The sequence below is a fragment of the Pseudomonas sp. ICMP22404 genome, from assembly GCF_006227205.1.
Classification (GTDB): domain Bacteria; phylum Pseudomonadota; class Gammaproteobacteria; order Pseudomonadales; family Pseudomonadaceae; genus Aquipseudomonas.
Genome location: NZ_VCNG01000013.1, coordinates 162,862 through 186,326 on the forward strand (window position 1 = coordinate 162,862; position 23,465 = coordinate 186,326).

The 23,465-nt window shown below is 61.7% G+C and carries 15 protein-coding genes; 8 read left to right on the top strand and 7 right to left on the bottom strand.

Annotated elements, in window-relative coordinates:
• Positions 1-231 precede the first annotated feature (231 nt).
• The 4 genes from ptsP to FGE05_RS22030 all read left to right on the top strand — a co-directional run bounded on the left by ptsP (position 232) and on the right by FGE05_RS22030 (position 7,541).
• The gene (gene ptsP, locus FGE05_RS22015) at positions 232-3,096 is read left to right on the top strand and encodes a phosphoenolpyruvate--protein phosphotransferase (RefSeq protein ID WP_139648220.1); all 2,865 of its coding nucleotides are present in this window, start codon (positions 232-234) and stop codon (positions 3,094-3,096) included.
• Positions 3,096-4,037, top strand: a complete 942-nt coding sequence (gene pfkB, locus FGE05_RS22020; protein WP_139648222.1) for a 1-phosphofructokinase — start codon at positions 3,096-3,098, stop codon at positions 4,035-4,037. The genes ptsP and pfkB overlap by 1 nt, the downstream gene beginning before the upstream one ends.
• A gap of 14 nt (positions 4,038-4,051) precedes the next feature.
• The gene (locus tag FGE05_RS22025) at positions 4,052-5,812 is read left to right on the top strand and encodes a PTS fructose-like transporter subunit IIB (protein WP_139648223.1); all 1,761 of its coding nucleotides are present in this window, start codon (positions 4,052-4,054) and stop codon (positions 5,810-5,812) included.
• 187 nt (positions 5,813-5,999) lie between these two features.
• Positions 6,000-7,541 carry an alkaline phosphatase gene (locus tag FGE05_RS22030; protein WP_139648225.1) on the top strand — a complete coding sequence of 514 codons (1,542 nt, stop codon included), beginning with the start codon at positions 6,000-6,002 and terminating at the stop codon, positions 7,539-7,541.
• 131 nt (positions 7,542-7,672) lie between these two features.
• Here the strand turns inward: FGE05_RS22030 and FGE05_RS22035 are convergent, their stop codons facing one another.
• Positions 7,673-10,198 (bottom strand): sulfite reductase flavoprotein subunit alpha, encoded by a 2,526-nt coding sequence (locus FGE05_RS22035; RefSeq protein WP_139648227.1) that lies wholly within the window; start codon positions 10,196-10,198, stop codon positions 7,673-7,675.
• Positions 10,199-10,466: 268 nt separating this feature from the next.
• Positions 10,467-12,785: a TonB-dependent siderophore receptor gene (locus FGE05_RS22045; protein ID WP_139648231.1), complete on the bottom strand. Its 2,319-nt coding sequence runs from the start codon at positions 12,783-12,785 to the stop codon at positions 10,467-10,469.
• A gap of 206 nt (positions 12,786-12,991) precedes the next feature.
• On the opposite strand from FGE05_RS22045, the gene FGE05_RS22050 reads away from it, so the two are divergent.
• The 4 genes from FGE05_RS22050 (at position 12,992) to FGE05_RS22065 (ending at position 17,883) form a co-directional block, all read left to right on the top strand.
• Positions 12,992-13,672, top strand: coding sequence for a Fe2+-dependent dioxygenase (locus tag FGE05_RS22050; RefSeq protein ID WP_139648233.1), 681 nt, complete (start codon positions 12,992-12,994; stop codon positions 13,670-13,672).
• A complete protein-coding gene (locus FGE05_RS22055; protein WP_139648235.1) occupies positions 13,673-14,434 on the top strand; it encodes a tetratricopeptide repeat protein in 762 nt (253 codons plus the stop codon). It begins immediately after the preceding gene.
• 256 nt (positions 14,435-14,690) lie between these two features.
• The gene (locus FGE05_RS22060; RefSeq protein ID WP_139648237.1) at positions 14,691-16,910 is read left to right on the top strand and encodes an alpha-xenorhabdolysin family binary toxin subunit A; all 2,220 of its coding nucleotides are present in this window, start codon (positions 14,691-14,693) and stop codon (positions 16,908-16,910) included.
• A gap of 94 nt (positions 16,911-17,004) precedes the next feature.
• The gene (locus FGE05_RS22065) at positions 17,005-17,883 is read left to right on the top strand and encodes a hypothetical protein (protein WP_139648239.1); all 879 of its coding nucleotides are present in this window, start codon (positions 17,005-17,007) and stop codon (positions 17,881-17,883) included.
• Positions 17,884-17,929: 46 nt separating this feature from the next.
• Here the strand turns inward: FGE05_RS22065 and FGE05_RS22070 are convergent, their stop codons facing one another.
• The 5 genes from FGE05_RS22070 to FGE05_RS22090 form a co-directional block, all read right to left on the bottom strand.
• A complete protein-coding gene (locus FGE05_RS22070) occupies positions 17,930-19,093 on the bottom strand; it encodes a type III PLP-dependent enzyme (RefSeq protein ID WP_024781129.1) in 1,164 nt (387 codons plus the stop codon).
• Positions 19,094-19,593: 500 nt separating this feature from the next.
• Positions 19,594-20,751, bottom strand: coding sequence for a betaine/proline/choline family ABC transporter ATP-binding protein (locus FGE05_RS22075; protein ID WP_139648241.1), 1,158 nt, complete (start codon positions 20,749-20,751; stop codon positions 19,594-19,596).
• 219 nt (positions 20,752-20,970) lie between these two features.
• Positions 20,971-21,663, bottom strand: a complete 693-nt coding sequence (locus FGE05_RS22080) for an ABC transporter permease (RefSeq protein WP_139648243.1) — start codon at positions 21,661-21,663, stop codon at positions 20,971-20,973.
• A 10-nt stretch (positions 21,664-21,673) separates the two neighbouring features.
• The gene (locus FGE05_RS22085; protein ID WP_139648245.1) at positions 21,674-22,567 is read right to left on the bottom strand and encodes a glycine betaine ABC transporter substrate-binding protein; all 894 of its coding nucleotides are present in this window, start codon (positions 22,565-22,567) and stop codon (positions 21,674-21,676) included.
• Positions 22,568-22,591: 24 nt separating this feature from the next.
• Positions 22,592-23,308, bottom strand: a complete 717-nt coding sequence (locus FGE05_RS22090) for an ABC transporter permease (protein ID WP_055126890.1) — start codon at positions 23,306-23,308, stop codon at positions 22,592-22,594.
• Between the last annotated feature and the right edge of the window lie 157 nt (positions 23,309-23,465).

Genomic DNA, 23,465 nt, shown 5'->3' on the forward strand with positions numbered 1-23,465 from the left:
TCGGCGCGACGGTCGTTGTCCAAACACTGGCGACAAGTTGCACTTCAAGGATGAGAGATTATCGAGTAACGTGCCAATCTTTCTAGATTAAACGTTTCAGCAAGCGTATTTTCAAGGCTAGCAGGATTTTTCTGGCCGCACTGCCGCGATACCGCCAAAAGCCGTCCTGTAACGCTAAGCTGTCATTCAAAACAATACCTGGCGCCAACCCGACGCCAAAAAGGAGAAAGCATGCTCGAGCTCAATCCAGAGCAGATATCCATGGCTCAAACCGCCGTGGATAAAGCCGCCGCGCTGCAATTGCTCGCTGACAAACTGGTGGCCGATGGCCTGGTGGCCGAAGGTTATCTCGCCGGCTTGCAGGCCCGCGAAGCCCAGGGTTCGACTTTTCTTGGCCAAGGTATCGCCATCCCCCACGGTACGCCGCAAACCCGCGACCTGGTGCACTCGACCGGTGTTCGTTTGCTGCAATTCCCGGACGGCGTGGACTGGGGCGACGGGCAAATCGTCTACCTGGCGATCGGTATCGCGGCCAAGTCCGATGAGCACCTGCGCCTGCTGCAACTGCTGACCCGCGCCCTCGGCGAGACCGACCTGGGTCAGGCGCTGCGTCGTGCCGGTTCCGCCGAAGCCTTGCTGAAGTTGCTGCAAGGTGCGCCGCAGGAGCTGGCCCTGGATGCGCAAATGATCGGGCTTGGCGTGTCGGCCGACGATTTCGAGGAGCTGGTGTGGCGTGGCGCCCGTTTGCTGCGCCAGGCCGATTGCGTGAGTAACGGCTTTGCCGGGGTGTTGCAGCAAGTCGATGCGCTGCCCCTGGGCGATGGCCTGTGGTGGCTGCACAGCGAACAGACCGTCAAGCGCCCGGGCCTGGCCTTCGTGACCCCGGACAAGCCCATCCGTTATCTGGGACAGCCCTTGAGTGGCCTGTTCTGCCTCGCCAGCCTCGGCGAAGCTCACCAGGCGTTGCTCGAACGACTCTGCGCCTTGCTGATCGAAGGTCGCGGCCACGAGCTGGGCCGCGCCACCAGCAGCCGCAAGGTGCTGGAAGTGCTGGGGGGCGAACTGCCTGCCGACTGGCCCAGTGCTCGAATTGGCCTGGCCAACGCCCATGGCTTGCACGCGCGTCCGGCCAAGGTCCTTGCGCAACTGGCGAAAAGCTTCGAAGGCGAGATCCGCGTGCGCATCGTCGACGGCCAGGATAGCGCCGTGTCGGCCAAGAGCCTGAGCAAGCTGCTGAGCCTGGGCGCCCGTCGCGGTCAGGTTCTGGAATTCATCGCTGAACCGAGCATTGCCGCCGATGCGCTGCCAGCATTGCTGGCGGCCATCGAAGAAGGCCTGGGCGAAGAAGTCGAACCGCTGCCGCCACCGAGTACGCCGCAGGAAAGCCCGATGGCCGAGGTTGCGACCGTGATGCTGGCTCCCGAATCCGGCAGCTTGATCCAGGCGGTGCCTGCCGCTCCGGGCATCGCCATTGGCCCGGCCCATATCCAGGTCCTGCAAGCCATCGACTATCCGCTGCGTGGCGAGTCGGCTGCCATCGAGCGTGAGCGTCTGCAAAACGCCTTGAATCAGGTGCGCCGCGACATCGAAGGCCTGATCGAGCGCGCCAAGGCCAAGGCCATCCGCGAAATTTTCATTACTCACCAGGAAATGCTCGACGACCCGGAGCTGACTGACGAAGTCGACACCCGTCTGAAGCTCGGTGAAAGTGCGCAAGCGGCCTGGATGGGCGTGATTGAAGCCGCCGCGAAAGAGCAGGAAGCCTTGCAGGATGCACTGCTCGCCGAGCGTGCTGCCGATCTGCGCGACGTCGGCCGCCGTGTGCTGGCGCAATTATGCGGCGTCGAAACCCCGAACGAACCCGAGCAACCGTACATCCTGGTGATGGATGAAGTCGGGCCGTCCGACGTGGCGCGCCTGGACCCGAGCCGTGTAGCGGGGATTCTCACCGCCCGTGGTGGCGCCACCGCTCACAGCGCGATTGTCGCCCGGGCCCTGGGTATTCCGGCGCTGGTGGGGGCGGGAGCCTCGGTGTTGCTGCTGGCGCCGGGCACTTCATTGTTGCTGGACGGCCAGCGCGGTCGCCTGCACGTGGAGCCTGATGCCGTCACCCTGCAGCGCGCCGTCGAGGAACGCGACACCCGTGAGCAACGCCTCAAGGCCGCCGCCGAACAGCGTCACCAACCTGCGCTGACCCGTGATGGTCACCCGGTAGAGGTGTTCGCCAACATCGGTGAAAGCGCCGGTGTCGCCGGCGCGGTGGAGCAGGGGGCCGAAGGCATCGGCCTGTTGCGCACCGAACTGATTTTCATGGCCCACACTCAGGCCCCGGACGAAGCGACCCAGGAGGCCGAATACCGCAAGGTGCTCGATGGCCTGGCCGGCCGACCGCTGGTGGTGCGCACGTTGGATGTCGGCGGCGATAAACCGCTGCCGTACTGGCCGATCGCGAAAGAAGAAAACCCGTTCCTCGGTGTGCGGGGCATCCGCCTGACCTTGCAGCGCCCGCAGATCATGGAGGCGCAACTGCGTGCCTTGCTGCGTTCGGCGGACAACCGTCCGTTGCGGATCATGTTCCCGATGGTGGGCAGCGTCGAAGAATGGCGCCAGGCCCGGGAAATGACCGAGCGCCTGCGCCTGGAAATACCGGTGGCGGACCTGCAACTGGGGATCATGATCGAAGTGCCGTCCGCCGCGTTGCTCGCGCCGGTGCTCGCCAAGGAAGTCGACTTCTTCAGCGTGGGCACCAACGACCTGACCCAGTACACCCTGGCCATCGACCGTGGTCACCCGAGTCTTTCCGCCCAGGCCGACGGCTTGCACCCGGCGGTGCTGCAATTGATCGACATCACCGTGCGCGCTGCCCATGCCCATGGCAAATGGGTGGGTGTGTGTGGCGAACTGGCGGCCGACCCGCTGGCCGTACCGGTGCTGGTGGGCCTGGGGGTGGATGAACTGAGCGTGTCGGCCCGCAGCATTGCCGAGGTCAAGGCGCGAGTACGCGAACTGAGCCTCGAACAGGCACAGACCCTGGCTCGCGAAGCACTGGTCGTGGGCAGTGCCAATGACGTGCGCGCATTAGTGGAGGCGCTGTAATGGCGAAGATTCTTACCCTGACCCTCAACCCGGCGCTCGACCTCACGGTGGAACTGGCGCGCTTGGAACCGGGCCAGGTCAACCGCAGCGATGCCATGCACAGCCACGCCGCCGGCAAAGGCGTGAACGTGGCCCAGGTACTGGCTGACCTGGGGCATACGCTGACCGTCAGCGGCTTTTTGGGTGAAGACAACGCCCAGGCGTTCGAGACGTTGTTCGCTCAACGCGGTTTTGTCGACGCCTTTATCCGGGTGCCCGGGGAAACCCGCAGCAACATCAAGCTGGCCGAGCAGGATGGACGTATCACCGACCTCAACGGCCCCGGCCCGAGGGTCGATGAGGCGGCGCAGCAGGCGTTGCTGGCGCGTCTGGAACAGATCGCCCCTGGGCACGATGTCGTGGTGGTGGCGGGCAGCTTGCCCCGGGGCGTCAGCCCACAGTGGTTGCAGGCATTGGTCACACGCCTGAAAACCCTCGGCCTGAAGGTGGCCCTCGACACCAGCGGCGAAGCCTTGCGCGTTGCATTGGCCGCCGGGCCGTGGCTGATCAAGCCGAACACCGAGGAATTGGCCGATGCATTGGGCTGCGAAGTGGTGACCGAGCAGGCCCAGGCCCAAGCGGCGCAACGCCTGCACGCTCAGGGCGTCGAGCATGTGGTGATTTCCCACGGTGCCGACGGTGTGAATTGGTTCAGTGTCGGTTCGGCACTGCACGCTTCCCCCCCCAAGGTCACCGTCGCCAGTACCGTGGGCGCCGGGGATTCGCTGCTGGCGGGCATGCTGCATGGCCTGCTCGGTGCGCATACGCCGGAGCAGACCCTGCGCACTGCCACGGCCATCGCCGCGATGGCGGTCACGCAGATCGGTTTCGGCATTCATGACACCGCGTTGCTGGCGTCGCTTGAACAGGGCGTGCGCGTGCGCCCCCTGACAGAACAATAAGAGGGTTCGCGAGAATGAAATTAGCCATTGTGACGGCCTGCCCGAACGGCATGGTCACCAGTGTGTTGTGCGCCCGCCTGCTGGACGCGGCGGCCCAGCGCCAGGGATGGAGCACCAGTGTCGAAGTCCATGACGCGGCCCATCCGGAGCGCCAGTTGTCGGCGGCGACCCTTGAGGCCGCCGAGTGGGTGTTGCTGGTTGCCAGCGGCCCGGTGGACTTGTCGCGGTTCGTCGGCAAGCGGTTGTTCCGCAGCACCCCGGCCCAGGCCCTGCAGGATGTCGATTCGGTGCTGCGCCGTGGCGCCGAAGAGGCAGCGGTCCTGGTGGAGTCGGATGTTCAGCAGGAGGCGGCTGTTGCTGCGCAATCGTCCGCAGCAGTGAGCGAACATGCGCCGCGCCTGGTTGCCATCACCGCGTGCCCGACGGGCGTGGCCCATACCTTCATGGCCGCCGAAGCATTGCAGCAGGCCGCGGCGCGATTGGGCTACGACTTGCAGGTGGAAACCCAGGGTTCGGTGGGCGCGCGCAATCCGTTGAGTCCCCAGGCCATTGCCGAGGCGGACGTGGTGCTGCTGGCGACCGACATCGAAGTCGCCACCGAGCGTTTTGCCGGCAAGAAGATCTACCGCTGCGGCACGGGCATCGCCTTGAAGCAAGCGGAGGCAACGCTGAAAAAAGCCTTGGCCGAGGGACAGCAGGAAACGGCGTCCAGTAGCAGTGCGGGGCCGGCAAAGGCGGAGAAGACCGGCGTCTACAAGCATTTATTGACTGGCGTGTCGTTCATGCTGCCGATGGTGGTGGCCGGTGGTCTGTTGATCGCGTTGTCGTTCGTGTTCGGCATCACCGCGTTCAAGGAGCCTGGCACCTTGGCCGCCGCGCTGATGCAGATCGGTGGCGAAAGCGCATTCAAATTGATGGTGCCGTTGCTGGCCGGTTATATCGCCTATTCCATTGCCGACCGTCCGGGCCTCGCGCCGGGGATGATCGGCGGGATGCTGGCGAGCACCCTGGGTGCCGGGTTCATCGGCGGGATCATCGCCGGCTTCCTAGCCGGTTACGCGGCCAAGGCGATCAACCGTTACGCACGTCTGCCTCAAAGCCTGGAAGCGCTCAAGCCGATCCTGATCATCCCGCTGTTGGCGAGTCTGTTTACCGGGCTGGTGATGATCTACGTGGTGGGCAAGCCAGTGGCGGGCATGCTCGCAGGCCTGACCCATTTCCTTGACAGCATGGGCACCACCAATGCGATTCTGTTGGGTGTGCTGCTGGGGGCGATGATGTGTGTCGACCTTGGTGGCCCGATCAACAAGGCCGCCTACGCGTTTTCGGTGGGCCTGCTGGCGTCGCAGAGTTACGCGCCGATGGCCGCGACCATGGCCGCTGGCATGGTGCCGCCAATTGGCCTGGGCATCGCCACCTTCATCGCCCGGCGCAAGTTTGCCCAGACCGAGCGCGAGGCCGGTAAGGCGGCCTTGGTGCTGGGGCTGTGCTTCATTTCCGAAGGTGCGATTCCGTTCGCGGCGAAGGACCCGCTGCGGGTGATCCCGGCCAGCATCGCCGGTGGGGCGCTGACCGGTGCGCTGTCGATGTACTTCGGTTGCAAGCTCATGGCGCCCCACGGCGGGCTGTTCGTGATGCTGATCCCCAACGCCATCAACCATGCGTTGCTGTACTTGCTGGCGATTGTGACGGGCAGCCTGCTGACGGCGGTGGCATATGCACTGCTCAAGCGGCCGGAGCAAGTCGAGATGGCGTTGGAGCCTGCCAAGGCCTGAGCCAACGCAATCCTCCTGTGGGAGCGAGCCTGCTCGCGATAGCGGTGTATCAGCCAACGACTCTGTTGACTGACCCTCCGCAATCGCGAGCAGGCTCGCTCCCACAGTTGTTTGGGGTGTCCAGGGGATGGTTGTCACACCCGATTAACACGAGCATGTTCTAGTTTTCCCATTTGGGAGGAACACCATGAGCGAATTCGACCTGGGCCGTCGTCGTGTGATGCAGGCCGTGGGGGCGGGGTTGTTGTTGCCGGGGTTGGCGCCGGCGGTGATTGCCTCGGTCAAGGATCGGCCGGTACTGACCGATGGTGTGCAATCCGGTGACTTGCAGGGTGATCGGGTGATGATCTGGAGTCGCAGCGACCGTCCGGCACGCATGGTGGTGGACTGGGACACCCGTAGCGGCTTCTCCAACCCTCGGCGCGTTGTCTCGCCACTGGCCGACAGCCGCAGCGATTTCACCGCCCGGGTCGAGCTCACCGGCCTGCCGCCCGACCAGGCGATTTTCTACCGCGTACACTTCGAAGACGCCCGGAGCGGCGTTGCCAGTGAGCCCTGGTTGGGCCATCTGCGCAGCGCCCCGCAGTTCAAGCGCAATATCCGTTTTGTCTGGAGCGGCGACACCGTCGGCCAGGGCTTCGGGATCAACCCTGACCTTGGCGGCATGCGCATCTACGAAGCCATGCGCCTGCGCCTGCCGGACTTCTTCATCCACAGCGGCGACACGATTTACGCCGACGGCCCGGTGCCGGCCCAGATCACCACGGAAGGCGGGCGCATCTGGCGCAACCTCACCACCGAAGCCAAGAGCAAGGTGGCCGAGACGCTGGACGAGTATCGCGGCAACTACCGCTACAACCTGATGGACGAGAACGTGCGGCGTTTCAACGCTGAGGTGCCGCAGATCTGGCAGTGGGACGATCACGAGGTGGTCAATAACTGGTCGCCGGGCAAGCAGTTGGACGAGCGCTACCAGACCAAGGATATTGGCACCCTGGTGGGCCGCGCGCGCCAGGCCTGGTTGGAATACGCGCCGATGCGCTTGCAGAAGGCCGATGGCGGCGGGCGGATCTATCGCAAGCTCGCCTATGGACCGATGCTGGATGTGTTCGTGCTCGACATGCGCAGCTACCGCGAAGCCAATGACGCCAACCTCGGCGCGGCCAAACCTTTCCTCGGTCGTGAGCAGTTGGATTGGCTCAAGCGCGAGTTGAAGCAATCCCGTGCCCAATGGAAAGTCATCGCCGCCGACATGCCCATCGGCCTGGGCGTGCCCGACGGCGAAGTCAGCCCCGGCGTGCAACGCTGGGAAGCCGTCGCCAACGGTGACCCGGGCCAGGCCCAGGGCCGCGAAGTGGAAATGGCCGAGCTGCTCGGCTACCTGCGCAAGCATCAGGTACGCAACTACGTCTGGCTCACCGCCGATGTCCACTATTGCGCCGCCCACCACTACCACCCGGAACAGGCCGCGTTCCAGGATTTCGAGCCGTTCTGGGAGTTTGTCGCCGGACCGCTGAACGCGGGTAGTTTCGGCCCCAACGTCCTGGACAAGACCTTCGGCCCCGAAGTGGTGTTCCAGAAGGCGCCACCGGCCCAGAACACCTCGCCGTTTGCCGGCTATCAGTTCTTTGGCGAGGTGAACATCGACGGGCAGAGCGGGGAGATGAACGTGGTGTTGCGGGATCTGGAAGGGGTGGCGGTGTTCGAGAAGAAGCTGCAGCCGGTGTGAATTCCTGCCGCACAACATTCCCCCTGTGGGAGCGAGCCTGCTCGCGATGCGGTGTGTCAGTCGACAGAAATGCTGTCTGATGCACCGCTATCGCGAGCAGGCTCGCTCCCACAAGGAAAGTGTAGAGTCGGTCAGTAAACGTCCCGCCGATACCGCCCCTGCTCGATCAACCGCTCCACTTCCTCGGCCCCCAGCACGTCGTTGAGCACCTGATCCACCCCCGACGCCATGCCCTGCAAGCTGCCGCAGACATAGATCACCGCACCGTCGGCCAGCCATTGCTTGAGCAGCGCAGTGGACTCGCGCAGGCGATCCTGGACGTAGATTTTCTGCTCCTGATCCCGGGAGAACGCCAGGTCCAGGCGTTCCAGGTCGCCGGAGGTCACCCATTCCTGAAGCTCATCGCGGCAATGGAAATCATGCTCGCGCTGGCGCTCGCCAAACAGCAGCCAGTTGCGTTGCGGGCCCTCGGTGACGCGAGCCTTGAGCAAGCTGCGCAGGCCTGCCAGCCCGGTGCCGTTGCCCAACAGGATCATCGGCACACCCTGGGGCGGCAGATGGAAGCCGCTGTTGCGCCGCACCCGCAGGCTGATGGCGCTGCCCAGTGGGGCGTATTCGGTGAGCCAGCCGGAGCCGACGCCCAGGCTGCCGTCGGCATGGCGTTCCTGGCGCACGATCAGTTCCAGCACGCCATCGGCCGGGATCGAGGCGATGGAATACTCACGCGGCGCCAGCGGGGCCAGTGCGTCCAGCAACGCCTGGGCGTGCAGGCCCACCAGATGGGCGCGGTTTTCCGGCAACTGACGGGTCGCCAAGGCCTGCTCCAGGCCTTGCGGCAAGCCGTCGACCTGGACGCGAGCGTTGCCGGCGATACCCAGGCCTTCGAGAAAATGCTCGATGGCCAGCAGGTCGTTGCGCGGCAGTATTTCCACCAGGTCGCCGGCCAGCCAACTGCTTGGCCCAGGGGCGCTGAGGCCCAGCAGGTACACGCCGGAACCACTGCTGTCGGGGTTGAGCAAGGTGCGCTGGCTGAGCGTCCAATGTTCAAAATCGGGGGCTTTCCAGGTGTCCGCCGGCGCCTGCCCGGTCAGTTCGGCCAATTGCTGTTGCCAATGACGCAAGGCGTAAGGGTCGCCGCTGTCGACTTCCACCGGGGCGAACAGGGTCTTGCCGCCGTGTTCCGCCAGCCAGCTGTGCAGGCGTCGGGCGAAACCGCAGAAGTTGTCGTACTGCCGGTCGCCCAGGCCCAGCACCGCATACTGCAGGCGCTCCAGGCCCAGGGGGCGGCCCAGCACCTTGCGCTCGAAACCTCGGGCGCTGTCCGGTCCTTCGCCGTCGCCGAAGGTACTGACCACAAACAAGGCGTGGGTGGAATTGCTCAGGTCCTGCTCGCTGACGCCCGCCAATGGCTGGACGTTCACCGGCAGCCCGGCGGCCTGGAGCTGGCCGGCGGTCTGCCAGGCCAACTGTTCGGCAAAGCCGCTCTGGCTGGCAAAGCCGATCAGCCATGCGGGCGTGTCGCCGTGGCTGGCCGCCAGCCCCTGGCGCGCCTGCCGGACTTGACGTTTCTTGCGGCGACGATCCAGGTACAGCAACCATCCGGTAATGAAGAACAGCGGCATGGTCAGTGCCGCCACTGTCACCAGGATCCGTCCGATCAGGCCGAAATAGCTGCCGACATGCAGGGCATAGACGCTGGTCAGCAGTTGCGCCTTGAGGCTCTTGTCGCTGTAGCGGCTGTGTTGGCTGACGACGCCAGTGGCTGGGTCGAGGACGATCTGGTTCAGTGCCCGGTCATGGGGCGAATTCTTCAACAGGTAGAACACCGTCGCCGGTTGCCCGGCCACCGGCGGCAGGCGCACGTTGTAGGACGCCAGGTCCGGGCCGGCGGCGCTGTAGATGCTGCTCCACATGGCCCGGTAATCGACCACCGGCAGCGGGCCTTCGGGCGCGGGGCCGCGGTTGCGCACCCGTTCTTGCTTCGGTGAGTCAGAGAGCAGGCGGGTCACGCCTTTGTTGTACCAGTCGTAGGACCAGGTCAACCCCGTCAGCGCCGCCAACAGGTAGAACGCCAGGCACCAGGTGCCGGCCACCGAATGCAGGTCCCAGTTGAAACTGCGGCCTTTCTTCTTCCAGTCGAGGGTCAGCCAGGCACGCCAGCTATTCCACTGGCGCGGCCAACGCAGGTACAGCCCGGACAGGCAGAAAAACACCAGGATCAACGTGCACGCCCCGGTGATCTGCCGGCCCACGTCATCCAGGGCCAGGATGCGGTGCAGCTTGAGCATCAGGCCGAAGAAGTCCTGGCCCACCACATTGCCCATGAATTGAGCGTTGTACGGGTTGAAGTAGCGCATGGCCCCACGCTTTTCCCCGGGCGGCGCGGCGAAGATCGCCCGTGCGGCATTACCGCTGTCGGTCTCGACCCAGAGCATGGCGACGGTTTTACCGGCGGTGGCCTCGATCTGCTCCACCAGTTCTGCGGGCGGCAGGACACCAGCCGGTTGTTTCTCCACCGTCAGCACCTGCGGATTCAGCGCCCGCAGGATCTCGTCCTGGAACGACACCGCCGCACCGGTAATGCCCATAAACGCCAGGACCAGTCCGGCACTGATGCCGAAAAACCAGTGCAACTGGAACAGGGTTTTCTTCAACACGTCGCCCGCCTTTCATTCATTACTGTTCATCACGGCGTGCATTATGCCGTGTGTTATCGAGAAGCATTCATAAACACACATAAAAGCCCCGCTCATAAAGATGAGCGGGGCTTTTGCGTACGGCCTGCGATGTCGAAAGCAAACCCTGTGGGAGCGAGCCTGCTCGCGATGGCGGCATGTCAGGCGATAGTGTGGTCGACTGATCCACCGCTATCGCGAGCAGGCTCGCTCCCACAGGTGACCGCATCACGGCCCCAGCCATTTCCGATCAGAAATGGAAGTTGGTGCTCAACAGCGCCGTACGCCCCGCCGCCTGGTTGGCGAAGTGGGTCGAGAACGCTTTGTCGTAGTAGGTTTCGTTCGTCAGGTTTTGCACGTTGAGTTGCAGGTCCAGATGCTTGCTGACCTTGTAGTTGGCCATGGCGTCGTAGCGCACGTAGGAGTCGACCATGGTGGTATTGGCCACGCTGCCGAACACGTCGTCGACGTAGAAGGCGCCGCCGCCGATGGTCAGCTTCGAGGTGAGCGCATAAGTGGTCCAGACGCTGGCGCTGTTCTTTGGCGTGTTTGGCAGCTCATTGCCGTCGGTGACGCTCAACGGACCGCCATCGACCTGTTCGCTGTCCAGGTAGCTGTAGCCGGCGAACACTTGCCATTTGTCGGTGATCTTGCCGCTGGCCGAGAGTTCGAGGCCGTCGACGCGGGTCTTGCCGGCGTTCTCATAAGTCGTGGTATCGACCTGGACCCGGGCGTTCTCCTTCTCGGTGCGAAAGACCGCCGCGGTCAGCGAAAGGCGGCTGTCGAGCAGGTCCCACTTGGTACCGATTTCGTAGTTCTTGGTGGTTTCCGGCTCCATGTCGCTTGCCAACAGGTTGCCGTTGCGGTCCGGCGTGCCGCCCAACGGGTTGCCTTCGGTGCCTTCGCCGACCATGTTGCCCGGCGGTGTGGCCGAGGTGGCGTACGAGACGTAGATACTGCCATTGTCGGCGGGCTTCCAGACCAGCCCCAACTGACCGGTGACGAACTCGCTGACATCGTCACCCTTGGACGTGGTGGTGCCGGCGGCGTTGTAGGTCTTGTACTTCGTATCGAAATGATCGTAGCGCAGGCCCATGTTCACCAGCCATTGCGGCGTCAGCTCCAGGGTATCGAACACATAGAGCGCACGGGTGACGCTGGTGGTGTCGGTACCCGCATAGTTGCGTGCGATGGTGCCGTTCCACGGATCGTTCGGGTTCGGGTTGGACAACGAGGTGCAGTTGAAGCCACTCGATGCACCGATTATCGATGGGGTGCAGTTGGTGTTCGCGGCAGTGGTGCCCGGTACGGTGTCGGTGTTGATGGTGTAGGAGGATTTTTCACCTTTCTCGCGGCTCAATTCGATGCCGGTGGAGAAGCTGTTCTTGAATCCGGCCACGTAGAAATCACCGAACAGGTCGGTCTGGTTGGTGGTGGTGTCGACGTTGCTGACCCGGCTGTTGGCCCGACGCCAGACTGTCCCGTTATTGACGTTGCCTTTGCTGTCGTCGGGTTGGGTCAGAATATAGTCCTGCATGCTGGAGCCGTGGCGCAGGGTGTTCTTGACCGTCAGGGCATCGTTCAAGTCGTGCTCGATGGCGAAGGTCGCAGTGTCGACGCGGGTCTTGCGGAAATCGCGGTCGGTGAGGCCATAGAAGTTGCTGCTGTCGCCGCCGTCGTTGGGCTTGTCCGGGTTGGACTGGGTGCGGTCGGCCGTTCTCCCCGAGGCTGGCATGCTGTAGGGGATGCCCGAGTCTGGCAGGTCGTTGCTTTCGAGATGGTAGTAGTCGAGGTTGACCCGAGTGTCCGTGCCGAGGCCGAACGCCAGCGATGGTGCGATGCCCCAGCGGTCGTAATTGACCTTGTCGCGGCCGGCGACGTTGCTTTCGTGGCTCATGAGGTTGAGACGGCCGGCGGCGCTGTCGCTGAACTGATAGTTGCCATCCAGGGTGTAGCGTTGGGTCTGGTCCGATCCCCAGGTGAAGCCACCGTCGAAGGAGTCGCCCAGATGCGCTTTCTTGCTCACCAGGTTGATGGTCCCGCCGGCCGCGCCGCGACCGCCGACAGCGGAGTTCGGCCCCTTGCTGACTTCAATGGATTCCACGGCGAAGATTTCGCGGCTTTGCGAGCCCGTGTCGCGCACACCATCCAGATAGGTGTCGCCCTGGGCATCGAAACCGCGGATGAATGGACGGTCACCCTGGGGATTGCCGCCTTCACCGGCGCCGAAGGTGATGCCCGGCACGGTGCGCAGGGCATCCTGCATATTGAGCGCGCCAGTGTCCTTGAGCACTTGCTGGGGGATGACAGTCACCGAGCGCGGGGTATCGACCAGCGGCGCGGTGTATTTCGGGGAAGAGGCTTTTTCGACCTGATAGGACGTCGTGTCCTGGGCCTCGCCGGTGATGCTGGTGGCATCGAGGGCAATGGCCTCGCGCGGGGATTTCTCATCGGCATTTTCCGCCGCCTGGACCAGCTGGACCACAGATGTCGCACTCAGCGCGACGCCAATGGCGGATGCCAGCAAGCGGGGTGATTGGAGCGGTAATTGTGATGGTTGACGCGACATGAAGGTGCCTTCCCCAAGGTTTCGAGGCGGCGGAATATAGGGTAAACGGGTATTTGTATCAATTGCGAAATATTGCCATTTGAGAGGAATTTACATTCTTTACAGTTTGTCTTTACGGTGTTGATCACGTGATACGTCGTGGGGGTTGTGCACAGTCAATAAGAATCACTACCATTGGCGCCCGTTTTATCCACAGGCTTGATCTCATGTTGCTGCACATTCCCGGTGTGTTTTCTCCTGACGAAGTGCAGCGCATCCGCGAGGCGCTGGTACAGGCCGAGTGGGCGGACGGGAAAATCACCGCCGGTTACCAGTCGGCCAAGGCCAAGCACAACCTGCAATTGCCCGAGGGCCATCCCTTGGCCAAGGAAATCGGCGCTGCGATGCTTGAACGGTTGTGGAGCAATCCGCTGTTCATGTCTGCCGCGATACCCCACAAGGTGTTCCCGCCGTTGTTGAACTGCTATAGCGCTGGCGGCAGTTTCGACTTCCATATCGACAACGCCGTGCGCCAACCCAAGGGCAGCGCAGAACGGGTGCGCACCGACCTGTCGGCCACTCTGTTCTTCAGCGATCCCCAGGACTACGACGGCGGCGAGTTGGAGATCCAGGACACCTACGGCACCCAACGGGTCAAGCTGCCGGCCGGAGACATGGTGTTGTACCCGGGCACCAGTCTGCACAAGGTCAATCCGGTGATTCGTGGTGCCCGCTATGCGTCGTTCTTCTGGGTCCAGAGCCTGGTGCGCGAAGACAGCCAGCGTGCGTTGCTGTTCGAGATGGACGGGGCGATCCAGGCATTGACCCGCGACGTGCCGGATCATCCTTCGTTGATTCGCCTGACCGGCACTTACCACAACCTGCTGCGCCGCTGGGTCGAGGTGTAGATGGCGGATTTTCGTCTGCGCCGCAAGGAAGCGCTCGACGGCGAACGTCTCAAGGCCATGCTTGAAGAGAGCCCGGCGCGGGCCGCCCAGGCGATCCTGCTCGCGGCGGCTGAAGGCGTGCTCGATGCCCAGGCGTTGTTGGGGCAGATCCTGCTCGACGGCCAGGGCATCGCCCGGGATTCGGCCCTGGCGGTACGTTGGTTCGGTATTGCTGCGCGGCGCGGGCATCCGATGGCGCGCAACATGCTGGGACGTTGCCATGAACACGGCTGGGGTTGTGTCGCCGATGCCAGCGTCGCCGCCCGGCATTATCGCCTGGCCGCCGAGGCGGGGTTGGACTGGGGGATGTACAACTACGCCAACCTGCTGGCGACCGGTCGAGGTGTGGCCGAAGACCAGGCGCAGGCCTTGAGTCTCTACCGTCGCGCCGCCGAGGCGGGCCACGCAAAGTCGATGAATCTGCTGGGGCGTTACCTGGAAGATGGACGCTATTGTCCGGCGGATCCGTTGGCGGCGGTTCAGTGGTATCGACGGTCGGCCGAAGGTGGCGACTTTCGGGGGCAGTTCAGCCATGCGGCGGTGCTGGCGGGGGAGGGGCTCATTGACGAGGCCTTGGGCTGGTTGCGCAAGGCGCTGGCTGCCGGGAATGTGAATTTCCTGCGGGTGAGCGGTGAATCGTTGTCGCGGGCCTCCCACCCTGAGATTCGCGCCATGGCGCATATTTACCGACAACGTTTATTGCAACTGACCCAGTTGCAATAGTTGCGTCGGCTCCGCTCATTATTCTGGCTCCAGATAAAGCGTTGTTAACGCTTGGTAATGACTGAATATTTGCCATTGGCTCAGCGCTTGTCCGGGCTCTCGGGCCATTGTCTTGTTTTCTAATAGTTGAAGAGTAGTGGGCGTGCGCGCAACTGCTTTAGAGTCATTTTGCGCGATCGGTAACTATGTTTGTGATGTTTCACTCGGATTACCATCGGCGCAACTTAAATGAACTTTAGAAGACAGGAAGTCTACGATGGAATTTAACTTTGACGATAAGGTCGTCGAGGCCGCAGCGCAAGCGCCCAAGGTTTTTATAGAGGCGTCTTTGGGCGGTGGGAGCGAATATAACCGGGAACCTGGCATACAACTTACCAAAGAGCAGATCATCAGTCTGCGCAGGTATGAGGTGCTCGGCTTGTCGCTACCTTACCGTTATAACGATGTGGTTGCCTATTTGAATTATGGCGCAGGTGATGATGGCGGTCTCGGGCTGACAGCCAGGGATTTTCTGCGCACCTTCACAATGACCTATGACCATGCCAAGCGTTGGGCGCCGTTGCGTCGGGAGATCATGCTGACCGGCACTCATCTGAAATTGTTTGCCGAAAAGATCCTCGAGAATGGCGCAGGGATCGTTGAGATTTATGACGACAGTGAGATATCGAAACACCTCAGGGAACATGGAATCAACACCGTAGAGGAATACCTGCAGCTCAAGCTCAAACACCCCAGGCTCCCCGACGTGACGCTGCCTTCGGGAGATATTCCAGAGATCAAGTACTACCTCAATGCCATGCTTTCTGATGTGAAGGATTGCCAGGCGAAGGCGCAAAGTGTCAGGTCGGAGCTGGACCGCTTCGGCACGGACCTGCGGGAAAAGGTGCTGCCGGAAGTCAAGCTGCGGTTGAAAGCGGTGAGCGAAAATTCCTATCGGCAAGACATTCAAGCGCTTCAGGATGATATCGATCAGCGTGCCGCGGAGCTCGATGAGCTTAATAAGAAGTACGATCAGATGGTGAAGGAAGCGATTGTCGCCGCCGCCACCCTCAATGTCGGCGGGTTGATTCTTGGCATCTACCAAGGGGTCCAGGCCGAGAGAATACGCAATCAACGCAAACAATTGAAAGAAGTACAGGACATTGCCATCCAGAACATGGCCAGCAAGAGCCAGACACTGAGTTCGTTGAATCGCGTGCGCGGCGATCTGCAGAACCTGAGTGCCGTTACGATTGAAGCTGAAGTGGCAACCCAGAACCTCATGCTGGTATGGGAAGCGCTCGGCTTGTATATCGATTCCTCGGTAAAGGAGGTGGATAAAATAAATAACGCCGTGAACTTGAGTCGGTTTATCCGGAACGTGAAAAAAGTGCTCACGCCTTGGCGGTATATCCGCACCAGTTCCGATGCATTGCTTGCAGTGTTTGCAGAAGCTCAACGGGAGTACGAAATGGGTAATTTGGTATCAAGGAGGATGGGGCGGATGATGTTGAGGGTTGCCGATTATCCGGCTTTTGAGGTGATGGCGTTACGCGGTCATAACTCGAGCGTTCAGAACTCCAGCGTTCGGGCACAGATGTTGTTTCAGCGGCACGCTTATCTGCCGGGTGTGGTAGAGAGAATGACCGGCCTGGCGCTTGTGATCGACAGTACGACGTTTGGCTTGCGCAGCCGTGCGCAGACAACGATGTATGTATTGGACCGGGCGCTCGGCAACCTCAAGCAGATTCAGGAGGATTTTGAAAACGCCCATGACAGGAATGAGCAACTTGAAATTTCCAGGGAAATGGAAGATGAGCTTCAAGAGGTGTTCGTCGCCGTCGCGCAGCAGACCCGCGAATTGAAAGCACTCCAAGTCGATTTGGGTGTCCGCTATGACAAGAGCGCCTCGGCGCAATGGATCGCCACACTGGAGCAAGACCGGGCGTTTGCGGAGGCGCAAAAAAACAAGGTCGAGGCCAAGCGAGTCGAATTGGATGCGCAGATGAAATCGGTTGCCGATGCGATTGAGTTGATTGGAAGAGCCGGCGTGGAAAAAATCGGTCAGCAGGCCCAATTGACCGTGGATAATCTGATGGCGATGGGCATGGCGCCTCCTCAGGTGCAAATTGCGATGTTGGCCATGGACACGCTGAAGAAAACGCTCTCCGGCATCGCCGAAACCATTTCCTATCTCAACATGGTTGCCGGGTACAACCGGCTTGAGGAACGGGCCAGACAACTGCGCCTGGAGGCAGAGGCGTATACCAGGGACATCGCCCTGATCCAGGGCAAAGTTGAACTGGTCCAGACGCTTGACGCATTGAACAGTGGACGTGGGAATTTTCTTAAGGAGTTCCTGAATATCGTGGCTGCGTTTGAACAGTTCGCGGGGGCTTTCGAGCCGCAGAAGTCGCAACCTGTCGAGGCGCGTGTACGCAGCGCATGTGATCTTATCCCAGGCATGATCAACCATTTGCGCCCCCTCCGTGATTAACCCACGCATCGGAGCGGAGTCTTCCTGACCGCAATGGACATTTCCATTAATGAAGCGATGGTGGACCCATGTCTGCCATCGCCAAGGACAGCCTATGGATCAACTTGGCTATGCATGGACGGGAGCGCAGCGAAGGACCCTGGAGCGCTACGCCCACTTCCTGGGTTCCCTGAGCTCGATCCTGGATAACATCTCGGGCGCTTTTGAACGGCGTCGAAGTGCGGGCCATCAGCCATCCGTGTTGGCGATGGATTCAAGATGGAACAACGCATTCTTCAACGGACAGTATCTATCGGCGCTCTGGCGCTACGTCAATGAGCTCAAAATGTCCTTGAAAAAGGATGTGGATGTACTGGCGGTTTTCAGCCGGGATGCACTCGACATCACCGCGCGGTTCTCCAGAAGGGAAGCGATTGAACACGTGGATTTCAGGCTGTTCAGTTTGTCCCGTTCAGCGCGATGGTTGCTGGCTCCTCCGACGAAGGTCGAGGACCTGACTCATGAGCTTCACTTGCGCTTTATCAACCATAGAAGCGCGATCAGGCAGTGGGTGTTTCGTTTCGATGAACTGTATCGAGAGTCGCTCGGGTTGAACCCGGCGTTCACCAGCGCCATGGATCACCGCGCTTGTCGTTGCCACACCCAACCGAGCGTGGCGCAGATGTTATTTCAAGAGGCGATTACCACACCCGCCTGGAACCTGGTTTATTCCTCTCGGGACGCTTCGATCAGGGCGATGGAATACAAGGCCGACATTGCCCTGTTGTTCAAGGCATTCAAGAACCTGAACGGACAGATGGGCTTGTTGGCGCAGGATTTATATCAGCGTATGGAGGACGTGGTCCTGACACTCAGGCGCGCAAGCTACGCAGTGCGGTTGGGAGAACTGAACTCGACCTTGAGCGCTGCCATGAAAGCGCTAGGTCAATGCATGGCGCTGCTGGAGGATTTCGAGAGCTGGCTGCGCAAATAAAAAAGGTCCATGCATGCTGCATGGACCTTTCTATCGACAGGTTGCGTTATACGTAGAACGACTTCAGCGGTGGGAAACCATTGAATTCCACGGCGCTGTAGCTGGTGGTGTAGGCGCCGGTCGACAGCCAGTACAGACGATCACCGATGGCCAGGTTCAGTGGCAGGCCGTACTTGTAGTTCTCGTACATGATGTCGGCGCTGTCGCAGGTCGGGCCGGCGATGACCACTTCTTCCATCTCGCCTTTCTTCTCGGTCCAGATCGGGAACTTGATGGCTTCGTCCATGGTTTCGATCAGGCCGGAGAACTTGCCCACGTCGGTGTAGACCCAACGCTCGACGGCGGTACGGGATTTACGGGCGACCAGCACCACTTCGCTGACCAGGATACCGGCGTTGGCAATCAGCGAACGGCCCGGCTCGAGGATGATTTCCGGCAGGTCGTCGCCGAAGTCTTCCTTGAGGAAACGGATGATTTCCTCGGCGTAGGTTTCCAGGCTGTTGGTGCGGGTGATGTAGTTGGCCGGGAAACCGCCGCCCATGTTGATCAGTTTCAACTCGATGCCGTCTTCTTCCTTGAGACGCTCGAAGATCACCTTGACCTTGGCAATGGCGGCGTCCCAGACGCTGATGTCGCGCTGTTGCGAGCCAACGTGGAACGAGATGCCGTATGGCACCAGGCCCAGGTCACGGGCCAGGATCAGCAGGTCCATGGCCATGTCGGTCTGGCAGCCGAATTTGCGCGACAGGGGCCAGTCAGCGGTGGTCGAACCTTCGGTCAGGATACGTACATAGACTTTCGAGCCCGGCGCTGCCTTGGCGATGTTGCGCAGGTCGGCTTCGGAGTCGGTGGCGTACAGGCGCACGCCTTTTTCGTAGAAGTAGCGGATGTCCCGGGACTTCTTGATGGTGTTGCCGTAGCTGATCTGGTCGGGGGTAACGCCCCGGCTCAGGACCTTGTCCAGCTCATAGATCGAGGCGATGTCGAAGTTCGAGCCTTTTTCCTTGAGCAGGTCGATGATTTCCACCGCCGGGTTGGCCTTGACGGCGTAGTAGACCTTGGCGAATTCGAAACCTGCGCGCAGGTCGTCGTAGGCCTGGGAGATCATCGCGGTGTCGATCACCACGAACGGGGTTTCCTGCTTGTCGGCGAACGCCTTCATTTTCTGAAAGGTTTCGCGCGCGAAATAATCTTCGACCTGGATCGACATACGTTGGGACTCCTACTGGCAAACATCAGGATCAATGGGTTTGAGGGCAAGCTGCCCCCGTGAACGTCCTCCGTATCCCCACTTTGGTTCGCCTACTTCCCAAGGCATGTCGCCGAAAGCAAAAAGGCCATGGGCTGCGTGGTGCCCTTGGCCTTGCTGTCTCGTCGTCAGTACTTGAGCCGGATGGATCGTTTCCAGCATGGACGTTCGGCGCGAACTTTAGGGCGTGAGGGGCCTGAGATCAACTAAAAATGTCGCGTTTTTGCACACATCCGTCGTGCGGTCCGCGACAGCTCCTGATGTAACCGACCTGTGTGACGGATTGATGTTCCCGTTGGATGAGTTAACGAGGCGTTCTGGGGACAGACGATTGCGATGATAAACCCGCAACCCTGTGGGAGCTGAGCTTGCTCGCGATGGCGGTGGGTCAGTTGGCGGCAGTGCTGGCTGTGCCGCCGCTATCGCGAGCAAGCTTGGCTCCCACAAGGGTTTGTGGGCAATTAAGCCTGCGCGGTCTCGGCCGGCGAGACGATGCTGGTCTTGCCGCCACGGGACTTGCCGGAACTCAGGTATTCGGCGATGGATTCCTGGGTCACCTCGCCAAGGAAGACCCGTTCGGCGTCCATCACCGGCAGCCACGAGCGGTTGAACTCGTACATGCGCGACAGCAGGATCCGCAAATGCTCGTCATAGGCGGCCGTGGCATTGAACTCCCGCAGGAATTGCGCGCAGGTGCCGGTCTGGCGGTGCAGGTCGCGACGGCGCACATAGCCCAGGGCCTTGTTCTCGGCACAGGTGACCACCACGTAGCGACGGTCATGCTCGTCCATCAATTCCAGCGCCTCGGCCACCGGGGTTTCCGGGCTGACCGAAGGCGCGTTGTCGGCCGCGTCCTCGGCCTTGACCAGCAGCAGACGCTTGAGCGTGCTGTCCTGGCCGACGAAGTTGCTGACGAAGTCGTCGGCCGGGTGTGCCAGTAGCGTGTCCGGGTGGTCGCACTGGACCAGCTTGCCGGCACGGAAGATCGCGATCTTGTCCCCCAGCTTGATGGCTTCGTCGATATCGTGGCTGACCATGATCACGGTCTTGTTCAGCGCCCGCTGCATGTCGAAGAACTCGTTCTGGATCATCTCGCGGTTGATCGGGTCCACCGCGCCGAAGGGTTCGTCCATCAGCAACAACGGCGCGTCTGCCGCCAGGGCGCGGATCACGCCGATCCGTTGCTGCTGGCCGCCCGACAGTTCACGTGGATAGCGATGCAGGTACTGCTTGGGTTCGAGTTTGATCATGCTCATCAGCTCGCGGGCGCGGTCGTGGCATTTCTGCTTGTCCCAGCCGAGCAGCTTCGGCACCACCACGATGTTTTCCTCGATGGTCATGTTCGGGAACAGGCCGATCTGCTGGATCACATAGCCGATGTTGCGGCGCAAGGTCACCTCGTCGAGGTCGGTGGTGTCTTCACCGTTGATCAGCACCTTGCCCGAGGTGGGCGGGATCAGGCGATTGATCATCTTCAGCGTGGTGCTCTTGCCACAGCCCGACGGCCCGAGGAATACGCAGATCTCGCCTTCGTTGACGGTCAGGTTCACCGAGTCCACGGCCTTGACGTCTTTTCCGTTGCTCTTGAAGGTTTTGCTGAGGTTCTGGAGTTCGATCATTTCGTTAATCCTGTGTAGGGGGTGTTCGCCGCAAATGACGGGCGCGTTGGAGCTGAGATCGCGCCGGGCAAGGCGTGGGACGCAGGGAATGGTGTTCCCTTTCCAAGTCCCACGCAGCCCGGCGCGATCTCGGCTCCAACCCGTAGGGCCGAGCCCCACAAAGCGCAATCCGTCGTTGCTCGTCGTTCATTTGGATAAACCAAACTTCTCTCCTCGCGCCTAGTCTTGCGCTTTGTGGGGCATCGGCGCGCCCGTCATTTGCGGCGAACACCCCCTACTAGTCAGCGAGCGTTGCAGCCATTGCAGGAGCAGGTCGGCGAAGATGGCCAAGAGGCTGACCAGCACGGCGCCGACGATCAGCATCGACATGTCGCTGCGGCTGATGGAAGCGAGGATGAGCACGCCCAGGCCACCGGCGCCGATGGTGGCGGCGATGGTCATGACGCCGATGTTCATGACCACGGCGGTGCGCACGCCGGCGAGGATCACCGGTACGGCGATGGGCAGCTCGACCATGCGCAGGCGTTGGCCGAAGGTCATGCCGATGCCACGGGCGGCTTCACGGATGCCCGGTTCCACGCCGGTGAGGGCCAGGTAGGTGTTGCGCATGATCGGCAACAGCGAGTACAGAAACACGGCGGTGATCGCCGGCATCGGGCCCAGGCCCTGGCCGAACTTGGAATAGAACGGCAACAACAGGCCGAACAGCGCAATCGACGGGATTGTCAGCAGCACCGTGGCGCTGGCCTGCAATGGGCCGGCGAGCGCCGGGAAGCGGGTCATGACAATGCCCAGCGGCACGCCGATGAGAATCGCCAGGCTTACGGCAATGCCCACCAGCATGATGTGCTGCCAGGTCAGGTGCATCACCTGCTGCCAGTCGAGGTGGGAAAAGGCGTTCAACAGTTCCATGGCTTTTTCCTCAATTGATGGGGTGCTGGCGCAGGAAGTCGGCGGCCACCACGGAAGGGCTTTCATGGTCGACGTCCACGCGGGCATTGAGTTGTCGCATGGTTTCATCGTCGAACAGCTCGGCCAGCGGCTTGAGCTGCGCGGCCAATTGCGGATGGGCGTCGAGGAACGCCTGGCGCACCACCGGTGCGGCGGTGTAGTCGGGGAAGTAGTGCTTGTCGTCCTCAAGCAATTTCAGCTTGAAGGCGTTCAGCCGGCCGTCGGTGGTGTACACCAGCCCGGCGAACACCTGGCCGTTGCGCAGGGCGGTGTAGACCAGACCGGCGTCCATCTGCCGGATATTCCTGCGGGTCAGGTTCATGCCGTACTGCTCGACCATGCCCGCCAGGCCGTCGGAGCGGTTGGCGAACTCGGTGTCCAGGGCCACCAGATGGTTCTTGTCCGCTTCGGCCTGCAGCACGCTGTTCAATTGGCTGATGTTGCTGATCTGCGGGTATTGGCGGGCGACTTTCTCCGGCAGGGCCAGGGCGTAGGTGTTGCTGAACTTCGACGGTGCCAGCCAGGCCAGGCCTTTCTTCGCGTCGAGTGCTTTCACCCGGGCGTAGGACTGGGCGCTGTCGAGTTTTTCCGTGACGTGGTTGTAGGCCACCAGCGACACGCCGGTGTATTCCCAGAGCAGGTCCAGTTGCCCGGTTTCATGGGCGCTGCGGGCCAGGTTGCTGCCCAGGCCGCCGGTGATCTGCGCGTCGTAGCCTTTGCTGCGCAGGTATTGCGCGGTGATTTCCGCCAACAGTGTCTGCTCGGTGAAGACCCGGGCCCCGAGGCGGATCAGCGGTTTTTCCGCCGCTTGGGCAAACCCGGCGAACAGCAGCACGCAGCCCAGTATCAAGCTCAACTTCTTCATAACGATTCCTTTATCCAGCCGGCTTTATGACGGTCGCAGACCGCGTTCCAGCCAGAGGCGGCTGGCCAGTGTCACCAGGCCGTCGAGCAACAACGCCAGCAGGGCGGTGCAGGCGGCGCCGAGCAACAGTTGCGGCTGGTTGTTCAGGGCGATGCCGGGGAAGATCAGGCTGCCAAGGCTGTTGGCACCGATCAGGAAGGCCAGCGGCGCGGTGCCGACGTTGATCGCCAGGGCGACCCGCACGCCACCGACGATGATCGGCACGGCGTTGGGCAGTTCGACTTTCCACAGCACCTGGCGCGGGGTCATGCCGATGCCGGTGGCGGCTTCCTTGAGAGAACCCTGGACGTTTTTCAGACCTTCATAGGTGTTGCGCACGATGGGCAGCAGCGAGGCGAGGAACAGGGCGAAGATGGCCGGCCCGCTGCCGATCCCCAGGACACCCAGGGCGATGGCCAGTACGGCCAGGGGCGGCACGGTGTTGCCGATGTTGAAGACTTGCATGAAGCGCTCGGCGCGCCCGACCATGCCGGGGCGGCTTAAGGCGATACCGGCGGGGATGCCCACGATCAGGGCTGCCAGCATGGAAACCAGTACCAGCATCAGGTGGGCTTGCAGGTAGAACAACAGGTCGTCGCGATAATGTCGGATCGTATCGATGCCGATCCAGTGGACCAACAGGGCCAGGAGCGCGACGACGACCACGCCTCCTGTCAGCCCTTTGCCATAGCGGATAGCCACAGGCGGACTCCTTTGTCTTTCAGTCGGCGCACGCTTCCCCGGGCGGCAGACCCATGGGGTTGCCGGGAAAACGTTCGCGAGAAGCAGCTCTTTTCGATGCCGGTAAACCAGCATGTGGATCGAGCCATGAGCGCAGCCTCGTCAGGCTAACTTGCTG